The 14,812-nt window shown below is 45.3% G+C and carries 15 protein-coding genes; 14 read left to right on the forward strand and 1 reads right to left on the reverse strand.

The genetic code is table 11. From position 1 onward, the window contains the following. Nucleotides 1-92: 92 nt before the first annotated feature. Nucleotides 93-1,358 (reverse strand): replication-associated recombination protein A, encoded by a 1,266-nt coding sequence (locus Q5C82_RS09350; RefSeq protein ID WP_003225877.1) that lies wholly within the window; start codon nt 1,356-1,358, stop codon nt 93-95. 201 nt (nt 1,359-1,559) lie between these two features. On the opposite strand from Q5C82_RS09350, the gene cymR reads away from it, so the two are divergent. The 14 genes from cymR (at nt 1,560) to mltG (ending at nt 14,766) form a co-directional block, all read left to right on the forward strand. Continuing rightward, on the forward strand, nt 1,560-1,976 hold the full coding sequence (cymR, locus tag Q5C82_RS09355) for a cysteine metabolism transcriptional regulator CymR (RefSeq protein ID WP_003225879.1): 417 nt from the start codon (nt 1,560-1,562) through the stop codon (nt 1,974-1,976). A gap of 18 nt (nt 1,977-1,994) precedes the next feature. Continuing rightward, nucleotides 1,995-3,137 carry a cysteine desulfurase family protein gene (locus Q5C82_RS09360; protein ID WP_003225881.1) on the forward strand — a complete coding sequence of 381 codons (1,143 nt, stop codon included), beginning with the start codon at nt 1,995-1,997 and terminating at the stop codon, nt 3,135-3,137. A 27-nt stretch (nt 3,138-3,164) separates the two neighbouring features. Further along, nucleotides 3,165-4,280, forward strand: a complete 1,116-nt coding sequence (mnmA, locus tag Q5C82_RS09365) for a tRNA 2-thiouridine(34) synthase MnmA (RefSeq protein ID WP_003225883.1) — start codon at nt 3,165-3,167, stop codon at nt 4,278-4,280. Between the two features lie 85 nt (nt 4,281-4,365). Next, nucleotides 4,366-4,986, forward strand: coding sequence for a tetratricopeptide repeat protein (locus Q5C82_RS09370; RefSeq protein WP_230939518.1), 621 nt, complete (start codon nt 4,366-4,368; stop codon nt 4,984-4,986). 25 nt (nt 4,987-5,011) lie between these two features. Continuing rightward, on the forward strand, nt 5,012-7,408 hold the full coding sequence (locus Q5C82_RS09375; protein WP_003225889.1) for an ATP-dependent RecD-like DNA helicase: 2,397 nt from the start codon (nt 5,012-5,014) through the stop codon (nt 7,406-7,408). Between the two features lie 56 nt (nt 7,409-7,464). Next, a complete protein-coding gene (locus Q5C82_RS09380; RefSeq protein ID WP_079996427.1) occupies nt 7,465-7,989 on the forward strand; it encodes a PRC-barrel domain-containing protein in 525 nt (174 codons plus the stop codon). Nucleotides 7,990-8,000: 11 nt separating this feature from the next. Then, nucleotides 8,001-8,192 carry a hypothetical protein gene (locus tag Q5C82_RS09385; protein ID WP_003225893.1) on the forward strand — a complete coding sequence of 64 codons (192 nt, stop codon included), beginning with the start codon at nt 8,001-8,003 and terminating at the stop codon, nt 8,190-8,192. Between the two features lie 21 nt (nt 8,193-8,213). Beyond that, the gene (locus tag Q5C82_RS09390; RefSeq protein ID WP_003225895.1) at nt 8,214-8,345 is read left to right on the forward strand and encodes a YrzQ family protein; all 132 of its coding nucleotides are present in this window, start codon (nt 8,214-8,216) and stop codon (nt 8,343-8,345) included. Between the two features lie 97 nt (nt 8,346-8,442). Beyond that, on the forward strand, nt 8,443-9,504 hold the full coding sequence (locus Q5C82_RS09395) for an AI-2E family transporter (RefSeq protein WP_003225897.1): 1,062 nt from the start codon (nt 8,443-8,445) through the stop codon (nt 9,502-9,504). Nucleotides 9,505-9,837: 333 nt separating this feature from the next. After that, complete coding sequence (gene alaS, locus Q5C82_RS09400; protein ID WP_003225900.1) at nt 9,838-12,474, forward strand: alanine--tRNA ligase; 2,637 nt, start codon at nt 9,838-9,840, stop codon at nt 12,472-12,474. Between the two features lie 84 nt (nt 12,475-12,558). Beyond that, nucleotides 12,559-12,825 (forward strand): IreB family regulatory phosphoprotein, encoded by a 267-nt coding sequence (locus tag Q5C82_RS09405; RefSeq protein ID WP_003225903.1) that lies wholly within the window; start codon nt 12,559-12,561, stop codon nt 12,823-12,825. A gap of 7 nt (nt 12,826-12,832) precedes the next feature. Beyond that, nucleotides 12,833-13,249, forward strand: coding sequence for a Holliday junction resolvase RuvX (gene ruvX, locus Q5C82_RS09410; RefSeq protein ID WP_003225905.1), 417 nt, complete (start codon nt 12,833-12,835; stop codon nt 13,247-13,249). A 17-nt stretch (nt 13,250-13,266) separates the two neighbouring features. Next, the gene (locus Q5C82_RS09415) at nt 13,267-13,548 is read left to right on the forward strand and encodes a DUF1292 domain-containing protein (RefSeq protein WP_003225907.1); all 282 of its coding nucleotides are present in this window, start codon (nt 13,267-13,269) and stop codon (nt 13,546-13,548) included. A gap of 135 nt (nt 13,549-13,683) precedes the next feature. Further along, entirely contained in the window at nt 13,684-14,766 is a 1,083-nt protein-coding gene (gene mltG, locus Q5C82_RS09420) for an endolytic transglycosylase MltG (protein WP_003225909.1), read from the forward strand. Nucleotides 14,767-14,812 lie beyond the last annotated feature (46 nt).

Here is a 14,812-nt window from a genome sequence, read left to right on the forward strand (position 1 = left end):
CGATAAACTATCGGCAATTGGCTGTTTAAAAGGTGTTTTGATCCCTGTCTCGAAATCGGGGGTCAGTCCCTATACGCAAGGCTGTTTTTGTTTTATTTTCTTTTCATTAATTTGTCATATACCTGCTTTAAGGCGGATTCGAACTTTCCTGTCTGTTTCGGCTTGTAATATTGCTTGTTCTTTAAAGGATCAGGGAGATATTGCTGTTCGACCCATCCGCTGTCGTAATTGTGCGGGTATTTATAATCGATTCCTCTTCCTAATTCCTGAGCTCCTTTATAATGCGCGTCTTTTAAATGCTTCGGGACATCTCCTATTTTTCCGGCTCTGATATCTGCCAGCGCCTCATCGATTGCCAGAATGGCTGAGTTTGATTTCGGCGAGAGGCAAAGTTCAATAACTGCGTTGGCCAGCGGGATTCGCGCTTCGGGAAATCCGACCCGCTCAGCGGTCTGAATAGCGTGCAGCACTCTTGGACCAGCCTGCGGGCTTGCTAAGCCGATATCTTCATAGGCGATGACAAGCAGCCGTCTTGCGATGCTTTCCAGATCACCGGCTTCAATTAATCTTGCTAAATAGTGAAGAGCGGCGTTGGCATCAGAGCCGCGGATCGATTTTTGAAAAGCGGACAATACATCATAATGCGCGTCACCATCTTTATCGTGAGAAAAGCTCTTTTTCTGCAAACATTCTTCCGCGGTTTCCAGTGTAATATGAATCACCCCGTCGGCTGACTCCTTCGTTGACAAGACGGCCAGCTCAAGCGCATTTAAAGCGGAGCGAACATCTCCTCCGCATCCATGGGCAAAATGCTCCATTGCCTGATCATCAATAGATACAGAATATGTGCCAAGGCCCCGATGCTCATCATGAATCGCACGTTCCAGGGCTTGTTTAATCAGTTCCGGTGTTAATGGCTCAAGCTCAAAGATCTGTGTCCGGCTTCTGATCGCCGGATTAATGGCATGATACGGGTTTGCCGTGGTTGCTCCGATCAAAATGATCATCCCGTTTTCTAAATAGGGCAAAAGAAAATCTTGCTTCCCTTTATCCAGCCTGTGCACTTCATCCAGTATCAAAATCACCTGGCCTGACATTTTAGCTTCCTGGGCTACGATTTCCATATCTTTTTTATTGTTAATGACAGCATTGAGCTTTCGAAAAGCAATACTTGTTGAACCGGCGATTGCTGTTGCGATTGATGTTTTTCCAATCCCGGGCGGCCCGTACAAAATCATGGATGACAAATGTTTTGCCTGAACCATTCTGCCGATAATTTTATCTTCAGCCACCAGATGCTGCTGGCCGATAATATCCTCTATTTTTGTCGGACGCATCCGATATGCCAATGGCTTCATCATCATCTCTCCTTACTTAATTACAGGGTAACGGAAAAGCGGACATTAGAAAAGGGGAAAGGCCCGTTTCCGCCTGCCTCAATGAAAATTAGCTGAAGGTATGTTATAATAACAGTTGGTCTATTAGATAATAAACGGACGAATCATATAGAAATTACCATTATAAATGTGGAAAATCATGAAATAACAGAGGTGTTCATGTTGAAAATATCAACTAAGGGAAGATACGGTCTCACGATTATGATCGAGCTTGCAAAAAAGCATGGTGAAGGCCCGACTTCATTAAAAAGCATCGCACAGACGAATAATTTGTCCGAGCATTATTTGGAGCAGCTGGTATCGCCGCTCAGAAATGCCGGTTTAGTGAAAAGCATCAGAGGCGCATATGGCGGATATGTATTAGGCAGCGAGCCGGATGCGATTACAGCGGGGGATATTATCCGTGTACTCGAGGGGCCGATCAGTCCTGTTGAAGTGCTGGAAGACGAGGAGCCAGCCAAGCGTGAGCTCTGGATTCGCATACGGGATGCCGTGAAAGAGGTTTTAGACAGTACAACATTAGAGGATCTTGCCAGCTATACAGATGGAGAGCAAGAAGCTTATATGTTCTATATTTAGATCAGAGGTGTAAACATAATGGAACGGATTTATTTAGATCATGCCGCAACGTCTCCGATGGATGAGCGTGTGCTGGAAAAAATGATACCGCATTTCTCCGGCAATTTCGGCAATCCATCCAGTATTCATTCATTTGGTAGAGAATCTAGAAAATGGGTGGACGAAGCAAGAGCGCAGATTGCAGCAGAAATCGGAGCGGCAGAGCAGGAGATCATTTTTACAAGCGGGGGAACGGAAGCCGATAACTTGGCTATTATGGGAACCGCGCTTGCAAGAAAAGATCTGGGCAGACATATCATCACGACAAAAATTGAGCATCACGCTGTGCTTCACACATGTGAAAAACTTGAAGAAGACGGATTTGAAGTAACGTATCTAGACGTTGACCAAAATGGAAGAGTCAGTGCAAAACAGGTGAAAGAAGCACTGCGTGATGATACAATCCTTGTGACAGTGATGTATGGAAATAATGAAGTCGGGACAGTGCAGCCGATCGTTGAAATCGGTGAGCTGCTAAAGGAACACCAGTCATATTTTCATACCGATGCTGTTCAGGCATTCGGATTGCTGCCAATTGACGTAAAAAACAGCCATATTGACCTTCTGTCTGTTTCAGGGCACAAGCTCAACGGGCCAAAAGGGACAGGCTTTTTATATGCAAGTAAAGATGTGAAACTTTCCCCGCTTTTATTCGGAGGAGAGCAAGAAAGAAAACGCCGTGCCGGAACAGAAAATGTTCCCGGCATTGTCGGGCTGAAAGAAGCCATCAAGCTGTCAAGTGAAGAACGGGACGAAAAAAACGAGAAGTATCAATCGTTTAAAACAATCATTGCCGACACGCTTGAAAATGCCGGTGTGGCATTCGAGATTAACGGGGACAAAGAGCATAGTCTGCCGCATGTTCTGAATCTATATTTCCCCGGTGTATCAGTGGAAGCGCTGCTGGTGAATCTTGACATGGCGGGAGTCGCTGTCTCAAGCGGATCAGCGTGCACGGCCGGTTCAGTCCTGCCGTCACATGTTCTGACTGCCATGTTCGGAGAAGAGAGTGACCGGCTGACGGCCTCAATTCGGATCAGCTTCGGCCTCGGCAATACGGCTGAGCAAGTGAAAACTGCTGCCAAACATGTGGCTGACGTTGTAAAACGGCTCACACAATAAGGCGGCTTAGTTATTGGAGTGAATGAAATGGAAAAACGGCCGGAAGATACAAGAGTCGTTGTCGGCATGTCCGGCGGAGTAGACTCATCTGTGGCAGCCCTGCTGTTAAAAGAACAGGGCTATGATGTAATCGGAATCTTTATGAAAAACTGGGATGATACGGACGAAAACGGTTTTTGCACGGCGACAGAGGATTATGAAGATGTGATCCGCGTCTGCAACCAAATCGGAATTCCGTACTATGCCGTTAATTTTGAAAAGCAATATTACGAGAAGGTATTTCAATACTTCCTTGATGAATATAAAGCAGGCAGAACACCAAACCCGGATGTGCTGTGCAACAAAGAGATTAAATTCAAGGCATTTTTGGAGCACGCCCTGTCACTTGGCGCCGACTATTTAGCAACTGGCCACTATGCAAGGGTAGACAGAAGCGGCGGCAAAGTCAGAATGCTGCGCGGCATTGATGAAAACAAGGATCAAACGTACTTCTTGAATCAGCTGACAGAAGATACGCTAAGCAAAGTCATGTTCCCGATCGGCGAGCTTCAAAAAAGCCGTGTGCGTGAAATTGCCAAAGAAGCAGATCTTGCAACAGCGACGAAAAAAGACAGTACGGGCATCTGTTTTATCGGCGAACGCAACTTCAAAACATTCCTCAGCCAATATCTCCCTGCACAGCCGGGCGATATGATGACGATGGACGGCGAAGTAAAAGGACGCCACGACGGGTTGATGTACTACACGATCGGACAGCGTCACGGCCTTGGCATCGGCGGAAGCGGCGAGCCGTGGTTTGCGGTTGGGAAAGATCTTGAAAAAAACATTCTCTACGTGGATCAAGGGTTCCATAACCCGCTTCTTTATTCCGACAAAATCACAGCAACAAATATCAGCTGGGTTCGTTCGGATATCATGAAGGGCCAAGAGATTGCCTGCACGGCTAAATTCCGTTACCGCCAAGAAGATCATAAAGTAACGGTTCGCATGACAGGTGAGGGCGAAGCGGAAGTCATCTTTGATGAACAAGTCCGCGCTGTAACGCCTGGACAAGCCGTTGTCTTCTATGACGGTGAAGAATGCCTTGGCGGCGGAACAATTGATGATGTGTACAAAGACGAAACAAAATTGTGGTACGTATAAAAGATGAAAAACCTCAACACTGAGTTGGGGTTTTTTAATGAAAGGAAGATGGTCGGTGGATTATAATCAACTCGGTATAGAGGCGATGCAAAATGGAGATTACGAGAAAGCAGCTGAGGCATTTACAAAAGCGATTGAAGAAAATAAAGAAGACGCAATTCCATATATCAACTTTGCGAACCTGCTTTCATCTGTAAACGAGCTGGAACGGGCTTTAGCGTTTTATGATAAAGCGCTTGAATTAGACAGCAGCGCCGCCACTGCTTATTATGGAGCAGGAAATGTCTATGTCGTAAAAGAAATGTACAAAGAAGCGAAAGACATGTTTGAAAAAGCGCTTCGAGCCGGGATGGAAAACGGCGACCTGTTTTACATGCTCGGAACGGTTCTTGTCAAGCTCGAACAGCCTAAGCTTGCACTGGCTTATTTACAAAGAGCGGTCGAACTGAATGAAAATGATACGGAAGCGCGCTTTCAATTTGGGATGTGTTTAGCGAACGAGGGCATGCTGGACGAAGCGCTCAGCCAATTCGCAGTTGTAACAGAGCAAGATCCGGGCCACGCCGATGCATTTTACAATGCGGGTGTTGCTTATGCTTATAAAGAAAATCGAGAAAAAGCATTGGAAATGCTGGACAAGGCGATCGACATCCAGCCAGATCATATGCTTGCGCTTCATGCTAAAAAACTAATCGACCCATCATAACAGGCACAGGAGGAGGGAAAAGCTCGTGCAGCAGCATCCGGATCAGCTTAAACTGGAGGAAGAGCCCTATTTAAAGGGAACAGTCAACACAGTCATCTATCATAATGACACCAATTTATATACGGTTCTGAAAGTGAAAGTTACAGAGACCTCCGAAGCGATTGAAGATAAAGCCGTATCCGTGACGGGCTACTTCCCTGCGCTTCAAGAAGAAGAGACCTACACGTTTTACGGAAAGATCGTAACCCATCCAAAATTCGGGCTCCAATTTCAGGCGGAGCATTTCAAAAAGGAGATCCCGACGACTAAGGAAGGCATCATTCAATATTTATCGAGTGATTTGTTCGAGGGAATCGGCAAAAAAACAGCTGAAGAAATTGTGAAAAAGCTGGGCGACAGCGCGATTAATAAAATTTTGGCTGACGCTTCAGTGCTTTATGATGTACCGAGACTGTCAAAAAAGAAAGCTGACACGCTAGCCGGTGCGTTGCAGCAGCATCAGGGACTGGAGCAAATCATGATTTCCCTGAATCAGTTCGGCTTTGGCCCTCAGCTGTCTATGAAAATCTATCAGGCCTATGAATCCGAGACGCTTGAAAAGATTCAGGAAAACCCTTATCAGCTTGTGAAAGATGTAGAAGGGATCGGGTTTGGGAAAGCGGATGAGCTTGGCAGCAGAATGGGGCTTTCGGGTAATCATCCTGAGCGGATAAAAGCCGCGATTTTGTACACGCTTGAAACGACTTGTCTGTCAGAAGGGCATACGTACATAGAAACGGAGCAGCTGATTATCGACACCCAATCACTGTTGAACCAGTCAGCAAGGGAAGGACAGCGTATCACAGAAATGGATGCCGCTAACGCGATTATTGCCCTTGGAGAAAATAAAGACATTGTCATAGAAGACGGCCGCTGTTATTTTCCATCGCTGTTTTACGCAGAACAAAACGTTGCAAAGCGTGTGAAACATATCGCAAACCAAACTGAATATGATGACCAGTTTCCTGAATCAGAATTTCTGCTTGCTTTAGGCGAACTGGAAGAACGGATGAACGTTCAGTATGCCCCGAGCCAGAAGGAAGCGATTCAAAAAGCCCTTTCCTCACCGATGCTTCTTTTAACGGGAGGCCCAGGAACAGGGAAAACGACGGTAATCAGAGGAATTGTCGAACTGTACGGGGAGCTTCACGGCGTGTCACTAGACCCGTCAGCTTATAAAAAGGATGAAGCTTTTCCGGTTGTATTGGCCGCACCGACAGGAAGAGCGGCAAAACGAATGAGTGAATCAACGGGCCTTCCGGCAGTCACGATACACAGGCTGCTTGGTTGGAACGGCGCAGAAGGCTTCACCCATACAGAGGATCAGCCGATCGAGGGAAAGCTGTTAATTATCGATGAAGCCAGTATGCTTGATATATGGCTGGCGAACCACTTGTTCAAGGCGATCCCTGATCATATTCAAATCATCATTGTGGGAGACGAAGATCAGCTGCCTTCTGTCGGTCCGGGCCAAGTGCTGAGAGACCTTTTGGCATCCCGGGTGATTCCGACTGTGAGACTGACAGACATCTACCGCCAGGCGGAGGGGTCATCAATCGTCGAGCTTGCCCACCAGATGAAAAATGGATTGCTGCCGAACAATTTGACTGCACCTACAAAGGACCGTTCTTTTATTCGCTGCGGTGGCTCGCAAATAAAAGAAGTGGTTGAAAAGGTTGTCGCCAATGCATTGAAAAAAGGCTATACGGCAAAGGACATACAGGTTCTCGCCCCGATGTACAGAGGAAAAGCCGGCATCAATGAACTGAATATAATGCTGCAGGATATTTTAAATCCTCCTAAAGAAAAACGGAGAGAATTGAAGTTCGGAGATGTTGTCTACAGAACCGGAGATAAAATTTTGCAGCTCGTCAATCAGCCGGAAAACAATGTATTCAACGGAGATATTGGGGAAATTACGTCGATATTTTATGCGAAGGAAAATACAGAAAAAGAAGACATGGCCGTTGTTAATTTTGACGGCAATGAAATGACATTTACGAAAAAAGATTTTAACCAATTTACCCATGCGTATTGCTGCTCTATTCATAAATCGCAGGGAAGTGAATTTCCGATTGTGGTTTTGCCTGTTGTGAAAGGCTACTATAGAATGCTCAGAAGAAATCTTCTTTATACCGCGATTACGAGAGCAAAGAAATTTCTCATTTTATGCGGGGAAGAGGAGGCGCTGGAGTGGGGCGTAAAAAATAATGACGCAACTGTCAGACAGACTTCCTTGAAAAACAGGTTGTCAATACAGGTTGAGGAAATGGATGCCGAGCTTGAGGCTTTGCAAAAAGAGCTCCCGTTCAGTGTACACGATGCCAATATTGGCATGGAAGGCATTACACCATTCGATTTTATGAAAGAAGAACAGCTATAAAAAGGCTCCCGTGTTTGCGGGAGTTTTTTCATTTGCGGTGGAAGTGATTTCATCGTATGAGTCAAAGGCGCAAAGCAAAACCTAAGCCTGTTCAACAAAAGGTGGTTGATCACACTTTGAGAACATGCCATGAGATAGAAGGATTCCCAGTATACTCAGAACGAACTTCTTGTTATCTTGGGACAATTTCTGATATTTGTTTTTCTCTGAAAGGAGATTGTCTCGGGTTTATTCTTGCACAAAAACGGTTTTTGCATCATCATCATGCGCTTTTACGGGCGTGTGATATCTCTTGCATTCTTGATGACCGCATATTGGCCTCGGTCAGTACTGACCAGCTTCTGCCTCTTCCGAAGTCATGCTTCACATACGAGCAAATGAAAATGAAGCTTGTGAAATCGCAAGAGGGAGATATATTGGGGATGCTGGAAGATGTATACTTTTGTTTGGACAGGGGCATAATCGTAGCATATGAACTCTCGGACGGTTTCTTTTCTGACCTGGCGGGAAGCAAGCGCCAGATCCAAAAAGCGGATTCGCTTGTCGAGGTGCGGAAAGATGAGATCGTCCTGAACGGATAGAGGTGTGAGATATGCTTATATGCCCAAACTGCAAAAGTAAGGATATCGGGAAAATTGGCGTGAACCAATATTATTGCTGGGGCTGTTTTATTGAACTGACAGTGGCGAAAGGGAAGATTGCAACTCATCAGGTGGAAGAAGACGGAACGTTAAGCAGCTTGGATGATTTGTTTTCTGAGGATGAACGCAGCATCAATTTTTGATCATGAAGGGAGATGCGCAGGATGAATCGGACGATGACTTCTCTTTTGGCATTGGGAGCCGGGGCTCTCGTGTACCGAATGGCGACTCAATCCGATATGCTGAATAATCGAAGCATGAAGCGGATGAGAAGAAGAATAACGAAAATGTTTTAATGCGAAAAAGGATACTCTTAGGAGAGTATCCTTTTTGTTATGAGGAGAGAGAATAATTCCCACCGTTCCTCAAAAGATATAGAAGAGGTGAAAGCAGATGCTTCAAAAACCGGTGCAGCTTTTATTGTGGGTGGCAATTTGTTTGCTGGTCCTATTAACAGTTTACGTCTTTTTTATGCTTGATATGTTATGGTCGCCCTTTTGGCTCGTCATCAAAACGATCTTTATTCCCTTGATCATTTCTATTTTTATATCTTATTTATTGCTCCCGGTCACGGAGTGGCTGCACGGCAAAGGATTGCCGAGGACTTTGAGCATCCTGGTGATTTATATTCTTTTTTTTGGCGGAATTGGCTGGGCGCTGTATAAAGGGGTGCCTGTTTTAATTGTGCAGCTGACGGATTTATCAGAAAATATACCTATGTTTGCCGAAACGTATAATGGGCTCCTTCTTCATGTGCATAACCATACTGATGACTGGCCTGACGGCATGCACCATCGTGTAGATAAATTGATCCGCCAGACGGAGACGTTTTTTGCGGGAACGGTAGAAGGTGCAATCAGCGGGATCCGCAACGTGCTTGATTATTTCTTAATTGCGGCAACAATTCCTTTTCTCGTGTTTTATATGGTAAAGGATATTGAGTTGATGAAAAAGACAGTATGGTACTTGACTCCGAAGTCGTGGAGAAAGCGGGGAAGCGCCTTTTTGCGGGATGTGGATGACTCCCTTGGCGATTACATCCGCGGCCAGCTTCTGGTCTGCTTGATTCTAGGCGTGATGGCGGGCATTACGTTCTGGATATTCGGACTTCCGTATCCGTTGATCTTAGGTCTTATTTCTGGGATAACGAATGTCATACCGTATTTTGGTCCGTTTATCGGAGCGATTCCTGCGCTTTTAATTGCGATGACGATCTCAGTCAAAGCGATTCTTGTTGTGGTGATTACAGTGTTTATTCTGCAGTTTATGGAAGGGAATATCCTCAGTCCGTTCATTGTCGGCCGAAGCCTTAAAATGCATCCTGTCGTCATTATGCTTGCACTGCTTGCCGGAGGAGAGCTTGCGGGAATCGTTGGAATGATTCTGGCTGTTCCTGCGACCGCTGTTTTAAAAGTGATGATGATCCATTTTTTACGGATGAGGACGGAGCATTGACATTGGCGTGCAGCTTGTCTATAATTTCTCGTAGAATACATACGAATCTCGAGTGACGGATCTGAGTACGCCGAAGCCCTGTTAAAGAGAGAAGCTCCGTAAGCTGAAAGGAGCTTTATCAGAAGATCGGAGGAAGCTAATCCTGAGTGCAGTTAATCACTGCCGCATATCCTGCGTTACAGGGTAAAAGGTGACGGGCGAATGTTAAGGCCCGTAATCAGGGTGGTACCGCGAGACAGCTCTCGTCCCTGTGTAAACGCGTGGTTTGCATAGGGGGAGGGCTTTTTTGCTGTCACTGAAGAGAATTTCGATTTTTATAGAGGAGGTAATACAATGAAACACTTAACTTCTGCGGAAGTGCGTCAAATGTTTTTGGATTTCTTTAAAGAAAAAGGACATGCGGTAGAGCCAAGCGCGTCATTAGTGCCTCATGAGGATCCTTCACTGCTTTGGATCAACAGCGGTGTTGCGACGCTGAAAAAATATTTTGACGGCCGTGTTGTTCCGGAGAATCCAAGAATCGTAAACGCTCAAAAAGCGATCAGAACAAACGATATAGAAAATGTAGGGAAAACTGCGCGCCACCACACATTCTTTGAAATGCTCGGAAACTTTTCCATCGGCGATTATTTCAAAGAAGAAGCCATTACATGGGCGTGGGAGTTTTTAACGAGTGACAAGTGGATCGGTTTCGACCAAGAGCTTCTCTCTGTTACGGTTCACCCTGAAGATGAAGAGGCATATGAATTCTGGGCGAAAAAAATTGGTATTCCTGAGGAAAGAATTATCCGCCTGGAAGGGAACTTCTGGGACATCGGTGAAGGACCGAGCGGACCGAACACGGAGATCTTCTACGACCGCGGTGAGGCATATGGAAATGATCCAGAAGATCCGGAGCTTTACCCAGGAGGAGAAAACGACCGTTACCTGGAAGTATGGAATCTTGTGTTCTCTGAGTTCAACCATAACCCTGACGGTACGTACACGCCGCTTCCGAAGAAAAACATTGATACGGGCATGGGGCTTGAAAGAATGGTATCTGTTATCCAGAATGTCCCGACAAACTTTGATACCGATTTATTTGTTCCAATCATCAAAGCAACAGAAACCATTTCTGGTGAAATATATGGCACAGACAATGTGAAAGACACTGCGTTTAAAGTGATTGCCGACCACATCAGAACGGTTGCGTTTGCTGTCAGTGACGGAGCGCTTCCGTCAAATGAAGGCCGCGGCTATGTATTAAGACGCTTATTGCGCCGGGCTGTGCGTTATGCCAAAACGATCAACATCCACCGTCCGTTCATGTACGATTTAGTGCCGGTTGTCGCTGAAATCATGGCTGATTTCTATCCTGAAGTGAAAGAGAAATCGGATTTCATCGCAAAAGTCATCAAAAACGAGGAAGAGCGCTTCCACGAAACACTTAATGAAGGGCTTGCCATCCTGTCAGAAATGATCAAAAAAGAAAAAGACAAGGGCAGCAGCGTTATTTCAGGTGCTGATGTGTTTAAACTGTACGATACGTACGGATTCCCGGTTGAGCTGACTGAAGAATACGCAGAAGACGAGAACATGACGGTTGACCATAAAGGCTTTGAAGAAGAAATGAATCAGCAGCGTGAACGGGCAAGAAATGCTCGCCAGGATGTCGGCAGCATGCAGGTGCAGGGCGGCGCATTACGCGACGTGACCGATGAAAGCACATTTGTCGGCTACTCTCAAACAAAAGCTGATGCCAATGTCATTGTGCTTCTTCAGGACGGCCAATTCATTGATGAGGCTCATGAAGGAGAAAGCGTACAAATTATTCTTGATGAAACACCGTTCTATGCTGAAAGCGGCGGCCAAATTGGGGATAAAGGCTATCTCCGCAGCGAACAGGCAATAGTGAGAATTAAAGATGTGCAAAAAGCGCCGAACGGCCAGCATGTGCATGAAGGTGTTGTCGAGAGCGGTACTGTTCAAAAAGGTCTGCATGTTACTGCTGAAGTTGAAGACCATATGAGAAGCAGCGTCATTAAAAACCATACGGCAACGCATTTATTGCATCAGGCACTAAAAGACGTTCTTGGAACTCATGTCAATCAGGCGGGATCTCTTGTGACTGAAAACCGTCTTCGTTTTGACTTCTCGCACTTTGGCCAAGTGACAAAAGAAGAACTTGAGCAAATTGAAAGAATCGTCAACGAAAAGATCTGGGCGAGCATCCCGGTCAGCATCGACTTGAAGCCGATCGCTGAAGCAAAAGAAATGGGCGCGATGGCTCTATTCGGCGAAAAATACGGCGATATTGTCCGGGTCGTTCAAGTCGGAGGTTACAGTTTAGAGCTGTGCGGCGGCTGCCATGTCAGAAATACAGCAGAAATCGGCCTGTTTAAAATCGTTTCTGAATCTGGAATCGGAGCAGGCACAAGACGGATTGAGGCTGTAACGGGACAAGGCGCTTACGTCGAAATGAACAGCCAGATTTCAGTATTAAAGCAGGCTGCTGACGAGCTGAAAACAAATATCAAAGAAGTGCCGAAACGGGTTGCGGCTTTGCAGGCTGAACTGAAGGAAGCACAAAGAGAAAATGATACTCTTCTTGCGAAACTCGGCAACGTGGAAGCAGGAGCGATCCTGTCGAAAGTAAAAGAAGTTGACGGTGTGAGGGTGCTTGCGGAAAAAGTAAATGCAAAAGACATGAACCATCTCCGCACAATGGTGGATGAACTTAAAGCAAAGCTTGGCTCTGCAGTGATCGTGCTTGGTGCGGTACAAAACGATAAAGTCAATATCTCTGCCGGAGTCACAAAGGATCTCATTGAGAAAGGCCTACATGCAGGCAAGCTGGTCAAACAAGCTGCGGAAGTTTGCGGCGGAGGCGGCGGAGGCCGTCCGGATATGGCACAGGCAGGCGGCAAACAGCCGGAAAAATTAGAAGAAGCTTTGGCTTCTGTAGAAGATTGGGTGAAATCCGTTTTATAATTTGCCCATGTAGTGTAGAATGATGGTAAGATTAGGACCCCAGGCTGAACTTTGCCTGCGAATTTGGGAAAGAGGTGCAAAACGGTGAGCTCGTTTGATAAAACGATGAAATTTAATTTCTCCGATGATTCTGCTGAGACTAACGTAAATGAGGTGCTGATTACAGTGTATGACGCGCTTCAGGAAAAGGGCTACAATCCAATCAATCAGATTGTCGGATACTTGCTGTCAGGTGATCCCGCTTATATTCCTAGGCATCGTGACGCTCGCAATTTAATTCGCAAACTTGAAAGAGACGAATTAATCGAGGAATTGGTGAAGTCTTATTTAGAACAGCATAAAGAGGCGTAAATTAAAAATGAGAATATTAGGACTCGATTTAGGAACCAAAACACTCGGTGTTGCTCTGAGCGATGAAATGGGCTGGACTGCTCAAGGCATTGAGACCATAAAGATCAATGAAGCGGAAGGCGATTATGGTTTATCCCGTTTATCTGAACTGATAAAGGAGTATACTATAGATAAAATCGTGCTCGGCTTTCCTAAGAACATGAACGGAACAGTCGGCCCGAGAGGCGAAGCCAGCCAAACATTTGCGAAAGTGCTTGAAACAACGTACAATGTTCCTGTTGTGCTGTGGGACGAGCGTCTTACCACAATGGCGGCTGAAAAAATGCTGATTGCAGCTGATGTCAGCAGGCAAAAACGAAAAAAAGTCATTGATAAAATGGCGGCTGTCATGATTTTGCAAGGATATCTCGACAGCTTAAATTAAAGCCAGAGGTGAAGAAAATGGAACACGGCGAAAAAAATATTACAATTGTTGACGATCAAGGAAATGAACAGCTTTGTGAAGTGCTGTTTACATTTGAAAACGAAGAGTTTGGCAAGTCTTATGTACTGTACTACCCAATGGAAGCAAAAGATGACGAAGAAGTAGAAATTCTTGCTTCCAGCTTCACGCCAAACGAAGACGGTGAAAACGGTGAGCTATTCCCGATCGAAACTGACGAGGAATGGGATATGATCGAAGAAACACTAAACACGTTCTTAGCGGACGAAGACGAAGAATAAAACACCGCGCCAAAGCCGGAGCCATACTGCTCCGGCTTTTTTTCTGCTGTATCAAGGCCCCTTTCACCTTTTTTTGTAATAAATTGCCGAAATACAATGAATCATGTAGTATAAGAGCTGATGGGAGGAGACCTAATGTATATCAATCAGCAAAAAAAATCATTTTTCAATAAAAAAAGAATCATACTGTCTTCCATTATTGTGCTGCTTCTCATCATTGGCGGGGCATTTTTATATGGGAAATCATTGCTTGAACCTGTAGAAAAAGACAGTAAAACGACAGTTAACATTAACATTCCGAGCGGCTCGTCTGTTTCGGCCATCGCATCGATATTAAAGAAAAACGATGTCATAAAAAACGAGAAAGCATTTCAGTATTATGTGAAATATAAAGGTGCTTCCGGGTTTCAGGCGGGATTCTACCATCTGAATAAAGGAATGGATTTGGATGCCATTATTCATAAGCTGACAAGCGGGGCTACAAGCTACGCCTTTCAAATTACAGTAACTGAGGGAGCGCAGCTGACACAAATCGCGGCCGCTATTGCTGATGAAACGAAATACTCTAAAAAACAAATCATAGCGAAGCTGGACGATGAAACATTTATCAATCAGCTGAAGAAGGAATTCCCGGACACTGTGACAAACGAAGTTTTCAATAAAAACATTCAGCATCCGCTGGAAGGGTACCTGTTCCCGGCCACATACCCTTTTCACGATCCGGACACGTCACTTGAAGACATTATCAGGGCAATGGTCAAACAGACAAATTCTTACGTGGAAACGTACAAATCTGAAATGAAGAAAAATAAACTATCTGTGCATAAGCTGCTAACGATGGCTTCTTTGATTGAAGAAGAAGCGACTGAAAAAGCCGACCGCCATAAAATTGCGAGTGTCTTTTATAACCGCCTGAAAGAGAAAATGCCGCTCCAAACAGATCCGACCGTGCTGTACGCGGCAGGCAAGCATAAAGATCGGGTACTTTATAAGGATCTGGAAATCGATTCACCGTACAATACGTACAAAAACACAGGACTGACGCCAGGACCGATTGCCAATGCCGGCATGTCGTCATGGGAAGCGGCGCTGCATCCAGATCAAACGGACTATCTGTACTTCTTGGCCAAATCAAATGGTGAAGTCGTATTTACAAAAACGCTAAAAGAGCATAATAAAGCAAAAGAAAAATACATTACCTCAAAAAATGAGAAATAAAAGGAGAGCAAAAAGCTCTCCTTTTATTCGCTTTCCGCAAGGTTTT

Origin of the sequence: uncultured Bacillus sp. (genome assembly GCF_958411575.1) — a bacterium.
GTDB classification, from domain to species: Bacteria; Bacillota; Bacilli; order Bacillales; family Bacillaceae; genus Bacillus; species Bacillus spizizenii.